This window comes from Rhodocytophaga aerolata (assembly GCF_030503435.1).
GTDB lineage: Bacteria > Bacteroidota > Bacteroidia > Cytophagales > 172606-1 > Rhodocytophaga > Rhodocytophaga aerolata.
This window is the reverse complement of sequence record NZ_JAUKPO010000005.1, coordinates 187,818-202,823: the sequence shown is the minus strand read 5'-3', so window position 1 is coordinate 202,823 and position 15,006 is coordinate 187,818. Positions and strand designations below refer to the sequence as shown.

The following is a 15,006-nucleotide window of genomic DNA, read 5'->3' as shown; positions in this document are numbered from 1 at the left end:
TGATCATAAATAAAAATCAAAATCAGGTAGATTATTTACTAAAACTATGCCAAAGAAAATTTTAAGTATAAATTTTGCCCGGGCATTAACTCAACCAAACCTCCCGGTGAGTAAGAAATTGTAATAATTTAATACCCTGGTTTTAGACCAACAGCCAAAATAATCTTACGAACATAGCTGTTATCCGGTGTTTTCCTATACTATATTTGCGGAGCTTTACGTAATAAATAGATGGCTGTTTGCCTGTCAGCCACCGTAAAGCTTCGAATATACAGGATTTACAAGAATAGTTAGCTTTTATACCTAATTTTTATATACATGAACAGGAAAGTTATTTTAATGATTTTGGATGGATGGGGAATTGCCACCAACCCAAAAGTGTCTGCTGTCGATCAGGCAAACACCCCATTTATAGATAGCTTGTATGGCAAGTATCCACATAGCAAGTTACAAGCTTCGGCACTAGCGGTAGGCTTGCCAGAAGGACAAATGGGAAATTCGGAAGTAGGGCATATGAATATAGGCGCCGGCCGTATAGTGTACCAGGATCTGGTAAAAATTAATAAAGCTGCCGAGGAACATACCCTGGATAAAGAACCAGTGCTGCTAGAAGCGCTGGACCATGCCAAAAAGAACAGTAAGAAAGTGCATTTTATTGGCCTGGTGTCAGATGGAGGCGTTCATTCGCACATTAATCACCTGAAGGCGCTCTGCTCTATTGCCAGCGATAAGGGATTGAAAGATGTTTTTGTACATGCCTTTACCGATGGCCGCGATACAGACCCCAAAGGAGGTGTAGCTTACTTACAAGACCTGCAAGCCCATTTAACTAAAACTGGTGGTAAATTAGCGTCTATTACTGGCCGCTACTATGCTATGGACCGCGATAAACGCTGGGAACGGGTAAAGTTAGCCTACGATGCTATGGTAAAAGGCCAGGGAGAATTAACCCAGGATGGAATTGCTGCGCTGAAAAAAGCCTACGAAGCCGGCGTAACGGATGAGTTCATTAAGCCCATCATCTGTACCGATACGAATAATCAACCGTTGGCTACCATTGCAGAAGGCGATGTGGTGCTTTGTTTTAACTTCCGTACCGACCGCGGCCGGGAAATTACTGAGGTGCTTACCCAGAAGGATTTTCCAGAACAGGATATGCACAAGTTGAACCTGTATTACGTAACCATGACCAATTACGATGATACTTTCCAGAACGTGCATATCATTTTCGATAAAGATAATTTAACTAACACGCTGGGTGAAGTACTGGCCAAAGCAGGAAAAAAACAGATCCGGATTGCCGAAACAGAAAAATATCCGCATGTAACCTTCTTTTTCTCAGGTGGCCGCGAAGAAGCCTTTGAAGGAGAGAAACGCCTGTTGTGCCCTTCTCCCAAAGTAGCTACCTACGATTTAAAGCCAGAGATGAGCGCCTATGAGATTAAAGATGCCATTATTCCGGAACTGCAAAAGAAAGAGGTAGATTTTGTATGCCTGAATTTTGCCAACCCGGATATGGTGGGACATACTGGCGTTTTTGAAGCAGCTGTAAAAGCCTGCGAAACAGTAGACACCTGCGCTTCGGCTGTTGTGCAAACAGCCCTGGAAAATGGCTACACCTCCATCATCATAGCCGACCATGGCAACTCTGATATGATGATTAACGAAGATGGCACGCCAAACACCGCACATACGACTAATTTAGTACCTTGCATCCTGGTAGATAAGGACTACAAAGGAACCATCAGAGACGGAAAATTAGGCGACCTGGCACCCACCATCCTTACGCTCATGGGCATATCCATACCCAAAGAAATGTCCGGCGATGTGTTAGTAGATGCCAGATAATCAGGAATATATGTTTTTAAATGACCGTGTACGGAAGAATTGGTTTGAGCTACTTAAGGCTAGCCACTTGTGCATTGCTAAAACAGGGAGCTTGCTGATAGGGTGTATCAGCCTTTTCTTCTTGTCTAGCTGTATTGATGAGCCAGTACGGGATACTTCAGGTACCTCAAAGTTTGTGAATGTCGCTGGTTTTATCAGTAATCAAACAGCCTTACTAGATTCCCTCAACCCAGCTGTAGAGAAAAAGGTGCTTATTGGTGAAAAGCAGGAACAGCAAACCTTACAGAATATAGACTGGCAACGGGAGCTGGAACTCTTTATTCAGGCAGATATCAGTAAACCGGCTTTGCAAGCAAGCTTTGATATAGAAGAACAGGACAAAAATATCCGCATATTCAGGCCCCGGGAAGGAGAAAATCCGGATATTGATTACCTGAAAGTGACGTTTGATGAGAAAAATCAGCAGATAAAAACCCTTGAAGCACGTATCAGCCAGGAAAATTACCTGTTTGAATCCGAAAAAATGATCAGCTTACAATGCATTACCAATGCGAGTGGGCAACCGCAGATTTCAGCTTACCAGATAAAAGGGTTTCAAAAACTGATTTTTAACGATAAAGTACCGTACCAAATAGAGGCAAAAATCTTATAAACGTTTTTTACTACGGCTGATAAACCAAAAAACCTGTTAGATTTAATCTTATCTAACAGGTTTTTTGGTTTATACTTCTTTGTGTTTCAGTAAGAAAGCAGAGAATTGCAAAAACTTGTAAATTTTTTTCAACTTCGTGCAACGTGTGTTCACAGACTTGCATCTACCTTTTTGAAAACGATAATCAATGAACTGGAATTTTTACATATATAAATCCGATACTGAAGAAAAACTGATCCGGGCTTGCCAGAAAGGAGATGCTATTGCTCAGCGGGAGATTTATAACAAATATTCCAGAAAAATGATGGGGATCTGTATGCGCTATGTCAATAGTCAATTTGAAGCAGAAGATATATTGATCAGTGGCTTTATGCGGGTGTTCGATAAAATTGGGCAGTATAAGCACGAAGGCAGCTTTGAGGGATGGCTTAGACGGGTAATGGTAAACGAAGCCCTGGGCTATATCCGTAAAAACAAAAGCATCTACCTGGAAGTAGAAATTGAAAAGGCAGAATATCACAAAGAAATCAATACAGAAGCCTATACCGGCCTGGAGGCAGAAGATCTGTTGAAACTAGTGCAACAATTACCGCATGGATACAAAACCGTGTTTAACTTATATGCCATAGAAGGCTATTCGCACAAAGAAATTGCAGAAATGCTGCAGATCAGCGAAAATACTTCCAAGTCGCAATTAAGCCGGGCAAGGGCCTTGTTGCAGCAGTATTTGCAGGAAATAGAAAAAAAAACGGCAGACGAAAAGACCGGCTATAAATTGCCAAAAGCTGGGGTAGCTGCCAGATAATATACGAGATTAACTAACCCGCAGCCGGATGGGTAGATTACAAAGGCTGTGAAAAAATATACGACTATGAGATACAAGAATAATAAAGAACATCCAATAGATAATCTCTTCGCCCAGAAACTAGGCAACCTGGAAGGCTCTCCTTCGGAAAATGCCTGGCAAGCCCTGGAAAAAGGACTATCTCAAAAGCCCAGAAAAAAAAATAAAGCCATATTCTGGTTTCCGTATGCGGCTGCAGCAGCTATTGCCTTGCTCGTAGTTAGTGTATGGCTACTGCACCAGCAAACAGCCGGCACACGAAATCCTACCGGACTTGCTACCACTGAACAAGTGAAAGATGGGCAACAGAAGACAAGAGCTACAACACCAGATACGCCTGCTGCGAAAGACCAAGCGAATCTGCTGCCAGAAAATAAGGAAACAGAAGGGCACATAGCAATGCAGGAAGAGGCAGCTAAAATACAAAACCCTGAAAAAGCAGCTGTCGGGAAGAATGAAGGCGATCGCAAGAAGATAGCTACCCGTCCAGCGGAGAGAAATATACCTGAGAAAAATAAACTTACTCAGCCGGTAATAAAAGAAGCTGAACCAAAGAAAACCCTTAACCCAGCTATTACATCTTTAGAAAACACGGTAGCCCAGCTAGAAAAGGAGAAACAACCATCCCTAGTTACGCCATCTTCTTTGGTGGAAAAAGAAAGTACCACCCTTGTAGTAACAGTAAATCTGGAAGAAGAACCGGAAGAATATGAAGAGGAAATGCTGACAGAAGAAACCGGAGAAGTTCAGAAAAAAAGCAGAGCCGGAAAATTCTTCAGCACCTTGAAAAAAATAAAGAAAGGGGATTTTGATGAGCTAGGTATACGGCCTGAAACCATTGTTGCTTATGTAAAAGATAAGGCCTCCAACAATCAATCCAACGAAAAACAATAACCCATAAATACGTGAAGTTTCAACTGTTCATGCGCAAAACATTGAAAGTATCAGCAGATAATTTTTTATAAACCATTCAATTGATTAACAGACATGAAATGGCCAGAAATGAAGCGTATTCAGGCCTGATACATAACACCAGCCATTCCATGTAGCCTTGAAAATAAATTATACTCACATGAAACGCATATACCTACTGATAGCCCTGGTTCTGGGAATGAGCAGCGCAAGTTTTAGTAAATCCAATCCGGTACACATTCCCGAAAACGACTCCATTGTTATTCTTTTTGGTAAGAATACCCGGATTGTCATTTATTCTGAAGACAAAGAAGAACTGAGCAAGTTGAAAAATTATGACTTTAATTCATTGCTTCGCCAGGTAATAGCCGTATCGGAAGCCACACAGACTGGAGCAGGCAGGAAAGATACCAGCTTTGTGGTAGATGGCAACCAGGTAGATATCAAAGATGGCCATGTGACGGTAAAAGATAAAGACAATGAAACAGAGGTAACTTTCCGGGTAAGAGTAGGCGGAGAAACCGATGAAGTAACTATTACGGAAAATGATTCCACAACGGTTACTATCCGTACCCGCAGCAAACCCAGGGAATATTCTGAACGCAATAAAGATAAGTGGGAACGCCGCAGTAATAAATCTTCCAGGCGTACAGACAATGAATTTGTATTTGACCTGGGCCTGAACAACTACCTGGAGAAAGACCGTTTTCCCGACGAAAACAATGCTGCATACGGACTACGGCCACTTGGGTCACGCTATATTGCAGTGGGCAATGAGTTCCGCACTCGCATTGGAGGCCGCAAAAGCCCGCTGTACCTAAAATATGGACTGGAGTTTTCTGCCAATAACTTCATGTTCAACCAGGATGTACAAATACAAAGAGGCCCTGAAGCGGTGGAATTTGCCGATGCTTCCCGGGATCTGAGAAAAAGTAAGCTGACTGTTTGGTATGTAAGTTTACCGGTAATGCCTATGCTCAACTTTGGACCCCGGGACAATGCGAAGTTCCGGATTGGCGTGGGTGGCTATGTTGGCTACCGGATACATAGTTATTCCAAAATTATGTACTTTGATAATGGGAAGCGCAAAGAGCACGAACGGGATAATTTCTACCTCAATAACCTAAGATATGGCTTAGTAGGGCAGGTAGGCATTGGAGATATTAATTTGTTTGTGAAATACGACCTCAATTCCTTATTTGTCGATGGCCGCGGACCTGAGTTAAATGCCCTTAGTTTTGGTGTTCGGTTCTAACAATATACTCCAGTACCAGAATATAATTCACTACCTGCAAACACCTCATTGGCTTTTTGAACCAGTGAGGTGTTTTGATTTTACTACATCTATACTTATGTTTTAACCACCGGGGTAATAGTTGATTTACCTTGTTTAATAAGTTTGATGGTAATAGGTTCTTCAATTAGTTCATACAATGGGTCTTTTCCGGTGTTTGCCGGTTCAAATAAAGATGGGGAGGTTATAGTTGTTCCCTCTTTCCATTGTTTGGGTACATGCTTAACACCAATAGGATAAATAGTAATTGTGTCAGAAGACACACGAATACGCAGGAAATTTTTATAATCCTGATGATGAAATGCTGAGAAGGCTTCATTGTCGTGTACTTTCAGCAGTAAGTTTGCCACAATCAGGTAAAAACCCGTAAGAAATCCCCCCATGATTCCTCCAATGCCATACATCAGCACGACACCGCCCAAAAACGGAAGTAGATTCAGTAAGTTGGGCAGAAGAATGGCGGTATGGAGAAAATCATTTAAGTTGCTGTATAGCCATATCACGACAAAGGCCAGTAATACGTGAAGCAATCCATGAAAAAATCCCAGCAAAATTACCGGCACCTTGTTATAAGCAGAATGGGTGTCGGCAAAGCGGGTAAATCCACCAACCAGCAAGGCAATTACCAGCAGAGCTGCCGGATTAAACCAGAGTACATTCAGGAACAGAACTACCATCCGCGAAAGATCTGTGGTTGTAGCCAGGTTTTTAAATAAACTCTGGCTAATAATGAAATTGTTTCCGTACAAAATACTGGAGCTTTGCAGAACCCAACCTAAAAACATATACACAAAACCCAGAAAAAAACTGAAATACAAGTTTTTCAGTGGAAATAAGAGATTGAGCCAGACTAACGCCTTTGACGTTGTTTTATCAGGAAAACTTTTGGCCAATACAAATTGCTCATTTTTACGGCTGTGTTTATTGTGCCAGGTAATGGCATCGGGTAAGTTATGAGTAGCATGTAAAAAGGTACCCCCACCGCCAGCGGTAATGTGGTAGGTTTCTGGTTGGCCTTCAACTAAATGAATATATCTGGCATAGTGGTGCAAATCGCCAGATAAAATCAGCACCAGATGCAAGTTTCTGGTTTTTGCTGTTTCCTGTCCTTCAACCAGTTCGGTATACTCTATTTTATCAATGTTTGATCTGCGGAAATAGGCTAACTTTTCATATCGTTCTTTGGAGGCTTTTTTATCGGAATTTACCCAGGCAGGTTCTGCTGTACAGAGAATAACATGGTCTCCCTCTTTCATCTGCTTGATGGCAATGGATTTAAAATAATTCAGTTGAGGTTTATCAATATCTGAGTTTAGCTGAATGTCTATTCCCCAAAGCCAGCAAGTAGGGGTAAGCTTCAAAGCAAAATAACTCCGGTGTTGTTTAGTTTGCCAGCCCCCCATTCGGCGTTGCTGGCAAAAAAACTTCAAAAAGTTATTTAATCCATCATACCAGTCGTGGTTGCCGGGAATGGCATACAATTGTGGATGTGCACCTGTACATCTGTCGCGCAGAAATGCACATTCATATGGCCCCCACATACGGTTGTGGTACTCTTCCCGGCTGGAAGTAGGATATACCTGATCGCCTCCCATGACGAGTGCGTCGCCTCTTGGGAGAATGGTCTGATCAATGACCAGTTTTTCCTGGGCAAGCAGGTAAGCGGTAGTATAGGTTGGATTCCAGCCATCTCCCAGGTCTGCTATGTAGTCGAGCCATACGTCTTCTTTGTTTCCCAGGGTATAAGCCATTTCTTCACCTGTATTCGCAAACGATTCCCGCTTATCTGCATAGGTGCTAAAAACAGAGGAGAGCAATACCCTGATAGCGGTGTGGAAAAGCTGGCGCGGGTCGTACCAATTCACCATTTCTTGTTTGGTAAATTCAATATTACCGTGGCTGATAGGTTGTTTGTCAGAATTCATACATAATTCTACCCGGGACTCTTGTTACGCTACGCTCCAGGCATTACTTTAACGTGCAGGCAGTAAATATGTATAAATGAAAAGGTAAAACAATGCTTTTATTAACAGTATATTCATTGATGATAAGATTCAACAAATCATAAAATATCTTTTCAACAAATTCACTTACCTGCCTGTGTGAAGAAGAGGCGAATAACGATATGTATTGCATTGCTGTAGTTACCTGGTATACTACATAGAGTCTATTAAAAAAGGTGTTTATATTTGTTTGAGATAGATACAAGCGAAGAGTGAAACTTTACTTATCAAAACTAAAGTTGTTCCGTTAAAGAACCTATGCGTTTAGAAGAAAGCCTCATAAAGATTAAGCATGTTACCGAAGATACCATCCGTGGGGAAGCAGCTGAAGTAGATAAACAAGCAAAATGGCCACAACATAGTATACAAAACCTGCAGCAGGAAGGGCTCGCGGGGTTAGTAGTGCCTGCACAGTTTGGCGGATTAGGCCATGGGCTGAGTGGATTAGCTAAAGCCTGTGAGATTATTGGCCAGGTATCGGCCTCTACGGCTTTGTGCTTTGGCATGCACTGCGTAGGCTCAGCGGTTATTGCTGCCAAACCTACGAAAGCTCAGCAAAAACAGTTTCTGGAACCTATTGCGGCTGGTGAACATATTACTACCTTAGCGTTGAGTGAACCGGGAACCGGGGCACACTTTTATTATCCGCAGACTCAACTTTTGCCTGTTTCCGAAGACCGTTTTTTAGTAAAAGGGAAGAAAACCTTTGTCACTAGCGGAGGGTATGCCGATTCGTATGTTGTAACAACGGCCGGTGTAGATCCGGATGCAGCTATGCATCAGTTTTCATGTGTGGTGCTGGAAAAAAACGCACAGGGCTTAGAGTGGGGCCCTGCCTGGGAAGGTATTGGCATGCGTGGGAACTCTTCCCGGAGTGTTACCCTAAATAATATAGCTGTTTCTACCTCTTATCTTCTGGGGGAGATGGGCGACCAATTGTGGTATATCTTCCATGTAGTAGCTCCTTATTTCTTAACCTCTATGGCTGGTACGTATTTAGGTATTGCACAAGCTGCGTTTGATGAAGCAAAAAAACATCTGATGCAGCGAAGCTATTCGCATAATGGCCTTTCTTTAAATCAGATCCCTTTGTTGCAGCACCGCCTGGGGATGATTTGGGCAAAGTTAGAACGTACCCGGCAACTTGTCTACCATGCAGCAGCCGAAGGGGATAAAGGCGAAGAAACGGCACTGTTAGCCATTCTTTCCGCTAAAGCAGAAGTGGCCCACTGTGCCGTAGACGTAGTAAATGAAGCCATGACGCTTGCCGGAGGGATCGGTTACCGGGAAAACTCCAGGTTTGATGTGTTGCTACGCGATGCCCGGGCTGCCCATGTGATGTCGCCTACAACTGATTTATTATATACCTGGGTTGGAAGAGCTGTTCTGGAACAACCTCTGTTAAACGATTAACGCTAGTTCGGCTTGCATGGAAATACTATACAGCGGTTTACTGGACGAAACGTTACACTATATTCAGCCTGGGGGAGGAGCAACTAGTATCAGGCAAGTGTCTGAGCAGGAGTTATCTTCACCCAGCTTTCTGCTAGATAAGGCCGGAATAGTCATTATTGGAGAAAGGGTCAGCAACCCTATTCAACTGGCGCAGGTTATTTATAGTAAAGACAATGCTGTTTCAATCCTGCTGATTAGCGATCCGGTGAACCACCGGAAAATTAAACAAGCCTTGCAGTTTACTCCCATTAGCGGCTCTACCATTCATAGTATTTCTAATGAAGGCAGGCAAGGAATGGCTTTGGTACTTGAGAATCAGATGGCCAGAACAGAACAACGCCGGAGTTATAAAAAAATGAAATCCTTGGTTGGTTCCCTCACATTTCCAGTGCCACAAAGTTTCGACCGCTTAAAGCAACAATACATTGATAAAGTTTTTGAAGAAGCGCCTGTTGGCATTATTCTGCTCAATGAAAGTGGCACTATTCAGGCATTTAACCCCTATGCTGCTCAGTTGATCGCTAAAACAGAACGAGAAGTGTTAGGCTTACGGCTGGAAGAACTATTTCCGGAAAAAAACAAACAGCAAATAAAAAGCTTTGTAACCAATGCAGAGGCTGCCACCAGTAAGCTGGTTCTTGAAAAAGAAAGCAATGATGCCTCGCAATACGTGGAAATTACTCTGGCTTCGCTCAAAAGAGGCCATGCACTGACATACAAAACCGTATTACTCTCTGATGTAAGCCATCAGATATTATCTAAAAAAGCCATAGAGGAAAGTGCCCGGAAAGTAGAACTGATTCTGGAAAGTCTGCCACAAATCGCCTGGACGGCTAATGGAAAAGGAGAAAATACCTATTTAAACCAGCAATGGTATGCCTATACTAACAGCTATTCGCAAGATAGGGCCGGATTTAGCCTGAAGGCGTTTCTGCATACAGACGATCTGCAAGCTACGTTAGGTATATGGTCTGCCAGCCTGCAGCAGGGAGTTCCTTTTGAGGTGGAGCACCGCATCAGAAGAGGGCAGGATGGTATGTACCGCTGGATGCTAAGCCGGGCTTTACCCCTGACAGATGAAAAGGGAGATATCACTTTCTGGGTAGGCACTACCACCGATATACACGATTTACGGCTAGCCCAGCAAGAGTTGCAAAAGCTAAACGAACAACTGGCCGCCAGTAACGAGGAATTATCTGCCGCAAATGAGGAGGTTCTGGCCAACAATGAGGAGTTAGCCTCAGCTAATGAGTCGCTGCGGCAAGTAAATGCAGATCTGGATAATTTCATTTATACAGCGTCACATGATTTAAAAGCTCCTATTGCTAACATTGATGGGCTGATTCGTGTGCTGGAGAAAAATCTGGAAAAAAAAGGAGTAAAAGACCATGCCGTTTCAGAGCTAATAAGAATGATTCACTCCTCTGTTACCCGTTTCAGAGCTACTATTCATGATCTTTCAGATATTGTGAAGCTTCAGCGGGAAATAACTCATGAGAAAGAACCGGTGAATCTGACGGAAGTATATCAGGATGTATATCTGAATCTGAAAGAGCAGATTGAAGAGGCAAACGCAGAGATAGTACTTGATGTGGAAGCATGTGAAGAGATTATGTTCTCCAGAAAAAACGTAAAAAGTATTTTCTATAACCTGCTGAGTAATGCCCTAAAATACAGAGCTCAGGAAAGAAAGCTTGCCATAAAAATCAGCTGCACCCCGGAGGAAAATTATTCTTTGCTCAGCTTCCAGGATAATGGATTGGGAATAAGCCTAAAAAATAATTCCAAACTATTTGGCATGTTCCAACGCTTACATACACATGTAGAGGGAAGTGGTTTAGGCCTTTATATTGTGAAAAAAATACTCGACAATGCCGGCGGAAAAATTGAGGTTGAGAGCCAGGTAGGTGCAGGCTCTACGTTCAAGGTGTATATTAAACGCCTGGCTACGCACGTTTCCTGATTGACAATAGCTACTGCCAACAGTTACCTGTTTGCTTACACTGGGTTTACCAATGGTAAGGTTATCACAAACTCAGTCCCTACACCTATTTCGCTACTGAATGAGATTGTTCCATTCAACGCTGCCAACCCTTGTTTTATAATATACAATCCCAGTCCGGAACCTTCTGAATTTTCAGAGGCTCTGAAAAACATATTAAATATTCTGTCCTGATAGGCTTGTTCAATGCCAATGCCATTATCAGTAAAGCGTATGATGCAGGATTGTGCCGAAGTGCTGATCTCTATCGTAAGCCTGCTTTGTTCCTTTGCAAAATCCTGATATTTAATAGCATTGGAGATCAGATTCGAAAAAATGATTTTTAGCCGGAAGAGATCTGTATATAACTGTTTTTGCCTGATATCTAAGATGATCTGTACCCGGCTGAAATGTTTCATGTATTCCAGTTCGTGCACACATTCTTTGGCTAAAGCTTCTAAATCTACTTGCTCACAGCTAACCCCAGTGCGGGTATTGCGGGAATAATCAAGCATGGATTTAATAAACTTATCGAGTTTGTTTACCCTGCTTTCAATCAAATCTATATATTGATTCTTTACACACTCTTCTTTTTCCTGCTTTAGGATGGTAACTAAGCCCAAAATAGTAGAAAGGGGAGCCCGCAGATCGTGCGAAGTTTTATACACAAACTGATCCAGTTCAAAATTCTTTTCATTGAGTTCATCCAAGGTATGCTCCAGGGCATATTGTGTATTTTTCTGATCGTGTATGTCGGTGGCTGTACCTACCCACAACGAAATATTTCCGCTAGCATCTTTAATGGGTACAGCCCGGCTCAGGTGCCAGCGGTACATACCATCGGCTGCTCTCCGGTATCGGTTCTCTACTTCCCAGGGTTGGCCGGCTTTGCGTCCCGCCGTAATACGCTCTACGGTAAGGGCAAAATCATCAGGATGTACTATGTTTTTCCAGCCTCCCCCTATACTTTCTTCCGGCGTTAAAGCCGTATACTGATACCACCGCTTGTTATAATAGTTTACCGAAGATTCGTTGGGAAGTGAGGTCCAGGCCAGATGTGGAATAGCTTCCAGCACCGTATATAGAAAATCCTGTATCTGCTTCTGTTCGTGTATATCCGTAGCGGTGCCTACCCATTCGGTAATAGCACCGGCTTCATTTCTAAGTGCCAGTGCCCGTACCAATACCCAGCGGTATTCTCCGTCTCGCCGCTTCAGGCGATATTCTGCCTGAAAAGCTTCGCCCGTAGCTACTGAGTGTTCCCATAGTTTTTTTGCACGGTCAGTGTCTGCTTCATGTACAATAATGGGAGATAGTTCATGAAAAAGTTTGGTTGAATAATAGCCGGTAAATTCAAACCATTTTTTGTTCAGAAACGTGTTTTTCCCGTCTGTGTTGGCCGTCCAGGCTATTTCAGGCATACTGTCCAGAATACGTAAAACCCGTGATTCACTTTCTTCTGTCTTTTTCCGGTAAATTACTTGCTCGGTTACTTCATTGGCTACCGTGATGATGCTAGTAATTTCTCCCTCTGCATTTTTTACCGGCTGGTACACAAAGTTCAGGAAACCATCTACCCGTTTACCGTTCCTGGTAATTGAACCCGGCACTTCATTCCCCACATACAGTTCGCCAGAGGTAAATACGGTTTCCAGCAAATTCTCATAAACTTGCCCTTTTAACTCAGGTAGGGCTTCAAATAAGGGCTTACCAACTACCTCATCCTGGCTGCGGCCCCAAATATTGCATAATGCCTGATTAGCTAGTACGATAATATGATGAGGCCCATTAAATATACCGAGGGCAACTGGTGCTTGCATAAAAAGGTTTTCCACCTGTTTGCGGTGAAGGTCTGTTTCCAGATGGGCGATTTGCTCGCGTTTAAGCAACTGCCTGATTTTTTCAATTGCAACAAGTAATTCGGCTGAGCGCTCAGCAACCCGCTGCTCAAGTTTATTATTTAAATCCCGTAGCAACTGTGCGGTGTGGGCTAATTCCTGGTTTGTTTCCAGCAATTGTTTCTGGGCTTGTTTTTGTTCCGATATATCCACTGAAGCCCCAACCAGGCGTTCTACATGGCCTTTTGTATTTCGTATGATTTTCCCTTTGCAGAGAACCCACCGGCTTTGTTTTTCAGCATCGATGATCCGGTGTTCGAAAGCAAAGGATTGTCCGGTGTTGATACATTCGTGAAAAATCTCAAAGGCTTTTTGTACATCCCCAGGGTGAAGTAGTTGCAAGTACAGTTGTGGAGTCAGGATTGATTGATCCGGTTTAAGCCCGAAAATATGAAGCATCTGCTCAGAAAACAGGATTTGATCGCTTGCCAAATCCCACTCCCAGCTCCCTACCTGTGCTATCTCCTGGGCTTCGCTAAGCAGGTGCTGACTCTTCACCAGCACATCTTGCTGCTGTTGCAGGTGCGTGTGTAAAACTTTCCGCTCAACGTTGGCGAATAGTTTCCCGATGTCACCGGCTATGTTTACTGCCTGGCTAACATCAGATGTATAGTATGGAAGATATTGCAGCAGCAGTTGCTGATGGATATGAAAAAATGATAAAATTGTATCGGTAATAAGTAAATAGTTGCAGCAATTATCTGGCAGGTGGGGGTACCACAGGTAAAAATATTCTTCCAGGGCTTTGGAAGGTTTTGGAGTTGCTAACCCCTTCAGGAGTTTTTGCAGATTAATCAGACACCTCTTATTAAAAATATCCTCGGGTAGCAATTTATCTGTTTCTGATAAATAAAGCTGTTTTTCTTTTAGTACTTTTGTAAAGTTGGTACTAATGTCTGCCAGGTGTATACTCGCTACATAGGAAGCAAACGACGGCAGATTATACATTACGTTAGTGTTGAGCATACAATAGGCCGGTTTTTATACAACCGGTATGGTAAAAAATAAGATACTAAACCTATATATTGAAGTGTTGAGGTAAAGCAGGAAGCAATATAGTTCCTGTTGGGCAATACGCTTGTGGAAGAATCTATAGAAATATGACATCCGACAAAACAAGGCTTATATTGGTCTTTTCTTCAGAACACCGGCTTTGCCTTAGTCAATATACAGGTCTGGTTGCCCATCTATTATTAGCTAAACTATGTCAAAATTAACGCTTGAGCAGCGTAATTTCCCGGCTACCAAACAGCCATTGAAGAAGTGGAGTGCTGCTGCTATTCATTTGTCAGGAATTATATTAGTCAGCACCGTCTGGATCAGTGCAGGCTTGTTTGGCCTGTATATTCTTGCTTTTTATGCAGCTGCCCTGTATGGCGAGAATCTGGATAAGTGGAATACTGTTTTACCTGGCTTATATGCTCCCGGCTCTGGCACAGCTACCACAGGTATTGGTTTGCATTTTGCTGCTGGGGGTATAATCTTACTACTAGGTAGCATTCAATTGATAGGCAGCCTACGAAACCGCTTTCCTGCCATTCACCGGTGGATTGGCCGTATGTATGTGGTGGCATCGCTGCTAACTGCCGCCGGGGGCTTGGTGTTTATTGTGGCTAAAGGGACCATTGGTGGCACCGTAATGGATATTGGATTTTCGCTCTATGGCCTACTTATGCTCGTATCCGCTGTTGAAACCTACCGGCATGCGGCTGCCGGACGTATGGAAAAACACCGGGCATGGGCATTGCGGCTTTATGCCTTAGCTATTGGTTCCTGGCTCTACCGGATGGATTACGGATTCTGGTATTTTTTAACGCATAATATGGGGCATACTCCACAATTTACCGGGCCTTTTGACAGGGTAATGGCTTTTTTCTTTTATATTCCTAATTTGTTAGTAGTGGAGGTATTTATCCGGGCAAAACAATACAAAGCTTCTCCTTTCCTTAACTTCTTCTCTGCCTTTCTGCTCTTGTTCATGACTACCTTTTTACTGATTGGGACGTACTTCTTTACTAAGTTTTACTGGGGGCCGGCTATACTTGAGTGGGTTGCTTTACCATAGAGGCGGTATTTATTATTACAAGGTTCGATTAAACATTTGGGTGAATCCTTACTT

The 15,006-nt window shown here is 42.9% G+C and carries 10 protein-coding genes; 8 read left to right on the top strand and 2 right to left on the bottom strand.

Annotated elements, in window-relative coordinates; genetic code table 11:
• Positions 1-318: 318 nt before the first annotated feature.
• From gpmI to Q0590_RS11370, 5 genes are all read left to right on the top strand, one after another.
• A complete protein-coding gene (gpmI, locus tag Q0590_RS11390; protein WP_302037664.1) occupies positions 319-1,848 on the top strand; it encodes a 2,3-bisphosphoglycerate-independent phosphoglycerate mutase in 1,530 nt (509 codons plus the stop codon).
• Between the two features lie 121 nt (positions 1,849-1,969).
• Positions 1,970-2,500, top strand: coding sequence for a hypothetical protein (locus tag Q0590_RS11385; RefSeq protein WP_302037663.1), 531 nt, complete (start codon positions 1,970-1,972; stop codon positions 2,498-2,500).
• Between the two features lie 187 nt (positions 2,501-2,687).
• Entirely contained in the window at positions 2,688-3,305 is a 618-nt protein-coding gene (locus Q0590_RS11380) for an RNA polymerase sigma factor (protein WP_302037662.1), read from the top strand.
• 66 nt (positions 3,306-3,371) lie between these two features.
• Complete coding sequence (locus Q0590_RS11375; protein WP_302037661.1) at positions 3,372-4,238, top strand: hypothetical protein; 867 nt, start codon at positions 3,372-3,374, stop codon at positions 4,236-4,238.
• A gap of 178 nt (positions 4,239-4,416) precedes the next feature.
• On the top strand, positions 4,417-5,511 hold the full coding sequence (locus Q0590_RS11370; RefSeq protein WP_302037660.1) for an outer membrane beta-barrel protein: 1,095 nt from the start codon (positions 4,417-4,419) through the stop codon (positions 5,509-5,511).
• A 95-nt stretch (positions 5,512-5,606) separates the two neighbouring features.
• On the opposite strand, the gene Q0590_RS11365 is transcribed toward Q0590_RS11370, so the two are convergent.
• Complete coding sequence (locus tag Q0590_RS11365; RefSeq protein ID WP_302037659.1) at positions 5,607-7,475, bottom strand: metallophosphoesterase; 1,869 nt, start codon at positions 7,473-7,475, stop codon at positions 5,607-5,609.
• Between the two features lie 336 nt (positions 7,476-7,811).
• On the opposite strand from Q0590_RS11365, the gene Q0590_RS11360 reads away from it, so the two are divergent.
• Positions 7,812-8,966: an acyl-CoA dehydrogenase family protein gene (locus Q0590_RS11360; protein WP_302037658.1), complete on the top strand. Its 1,155-nt coding sequence runs from the start codon at positions 7,812-7,814 to the stop codon at positions 8,964-8,966.
• Between the two features lie 16 nt (positions 8,967-8,982).
• Positions 8,983-10,971 carry a sensor histidine kinase gene (locus Q0590_RS11355; RefSeq protein ID WP_302037657.1) on the top strand — a complete coding sequence of 663 codons (1,989 nt, stop codon included), beginning with the start codon at positions 8,983-8,985 and terminating at the stop codon, positions 10,969-10,971.
• 35 nt (positions 10,972-11,006) lie between these two features.
• On the opposite strand, the gene Q0590_RS11350 is transcribed toward Q0590_RS11355, so the two are convergent.
• Positions 11,007-13,853, bottom strand: coding sequence for a PAS domain-containing sensor histidine kinase (locus tag Q0590_RS11350; RefSeq protein ID WP_302037656.1), 2,847 nt, complete (start codon positions 13,851-13,853; stop codon positions 11,007-11,009).
• Between the two features lie 238 nt (positions 13,854-14,091).
• On the opposite strand from Q0590_RS11350, the gene Q0590_RS11345 reads away from it, so the two are divergent.
• Positions 14,092-14,952 (top strand): DUF2306 domain-containing protein, encoded by an 861-nt coding sequence (locus tag Q0590_RS11345; RefSeq protein WP_302037655.1) that lies wholly within the window; start codon positions 14,092-14,094, stop codon positions 14,950-14,952.
• Positions 14,953-15,006 lie beyond the last annotated feature (54 nt).

Excerpts from the sequence above, each read along its gene's own strand:
- Q0590_RS11350 (WP_302037656.1), bottom strand. The coding sequence starts at position 13,853 with ATGCTCAACACTAACGTAATGTATAATCTGCCGTCGTTTGCTTCCTAT.
- Q0590_RS11355 (WP_302037657.1), top strand. The coding sequence starts at position 8,983 with ATGGAAATACTATACAGCGGTTTACTGGACGAAACGTTACACTATATT.
- Q0590_RS11360 (WP_302037658.1), top strand. The coding sequence starts at position 7,812 with ATGCGTTTAGAAGAAAGCCTCATAAAGATTAAGCATGTTACCGAAGAT.
- Q0590_RS11370 (WP_302037660.1), top strand. The coding sequence starts at position 4,417 with ATGAAACGCATATACCTACTGATAGCCCTGGTTCTGGGAATGAGCAGC.
- Q0590_RS11375 (WP_302037661.1), top strand. The coding sequence starts at position 3,372 with ATGAGATACAAGAATAATAAAGAACATCCAATAGATAATCTCTTCGCC.
- gpmI (WP_302037664.1), top strand. The coding sequence starts at position 319 with ATGAACAGGAAAGTTATTTTAATGATTTTGGATGGATGGGGAATTGCC.
- Q0590_RS11380 (WP_302037662.1), top strand. The coding sequence starts at position 2,688 with ATGAACTGGAATTTTTACATATATAAATCCGATACTGAAGAAAAACTG.
- Q0590_RS11345 (WP_302037655.1), top strand. The coding sequence starts at position 14,092 with ATGTCAAAATTAACGCTTGAGCAGCGTAATTTCCCGGCTACCAAACAG.
- Q0590_RS11365 (WP_302037659.1), bottom strand. The coding sequence starts at position 7,475 with ATGAATTCTGACAAACAACCTATCAGCCACGGTAATATTGAATTTACC.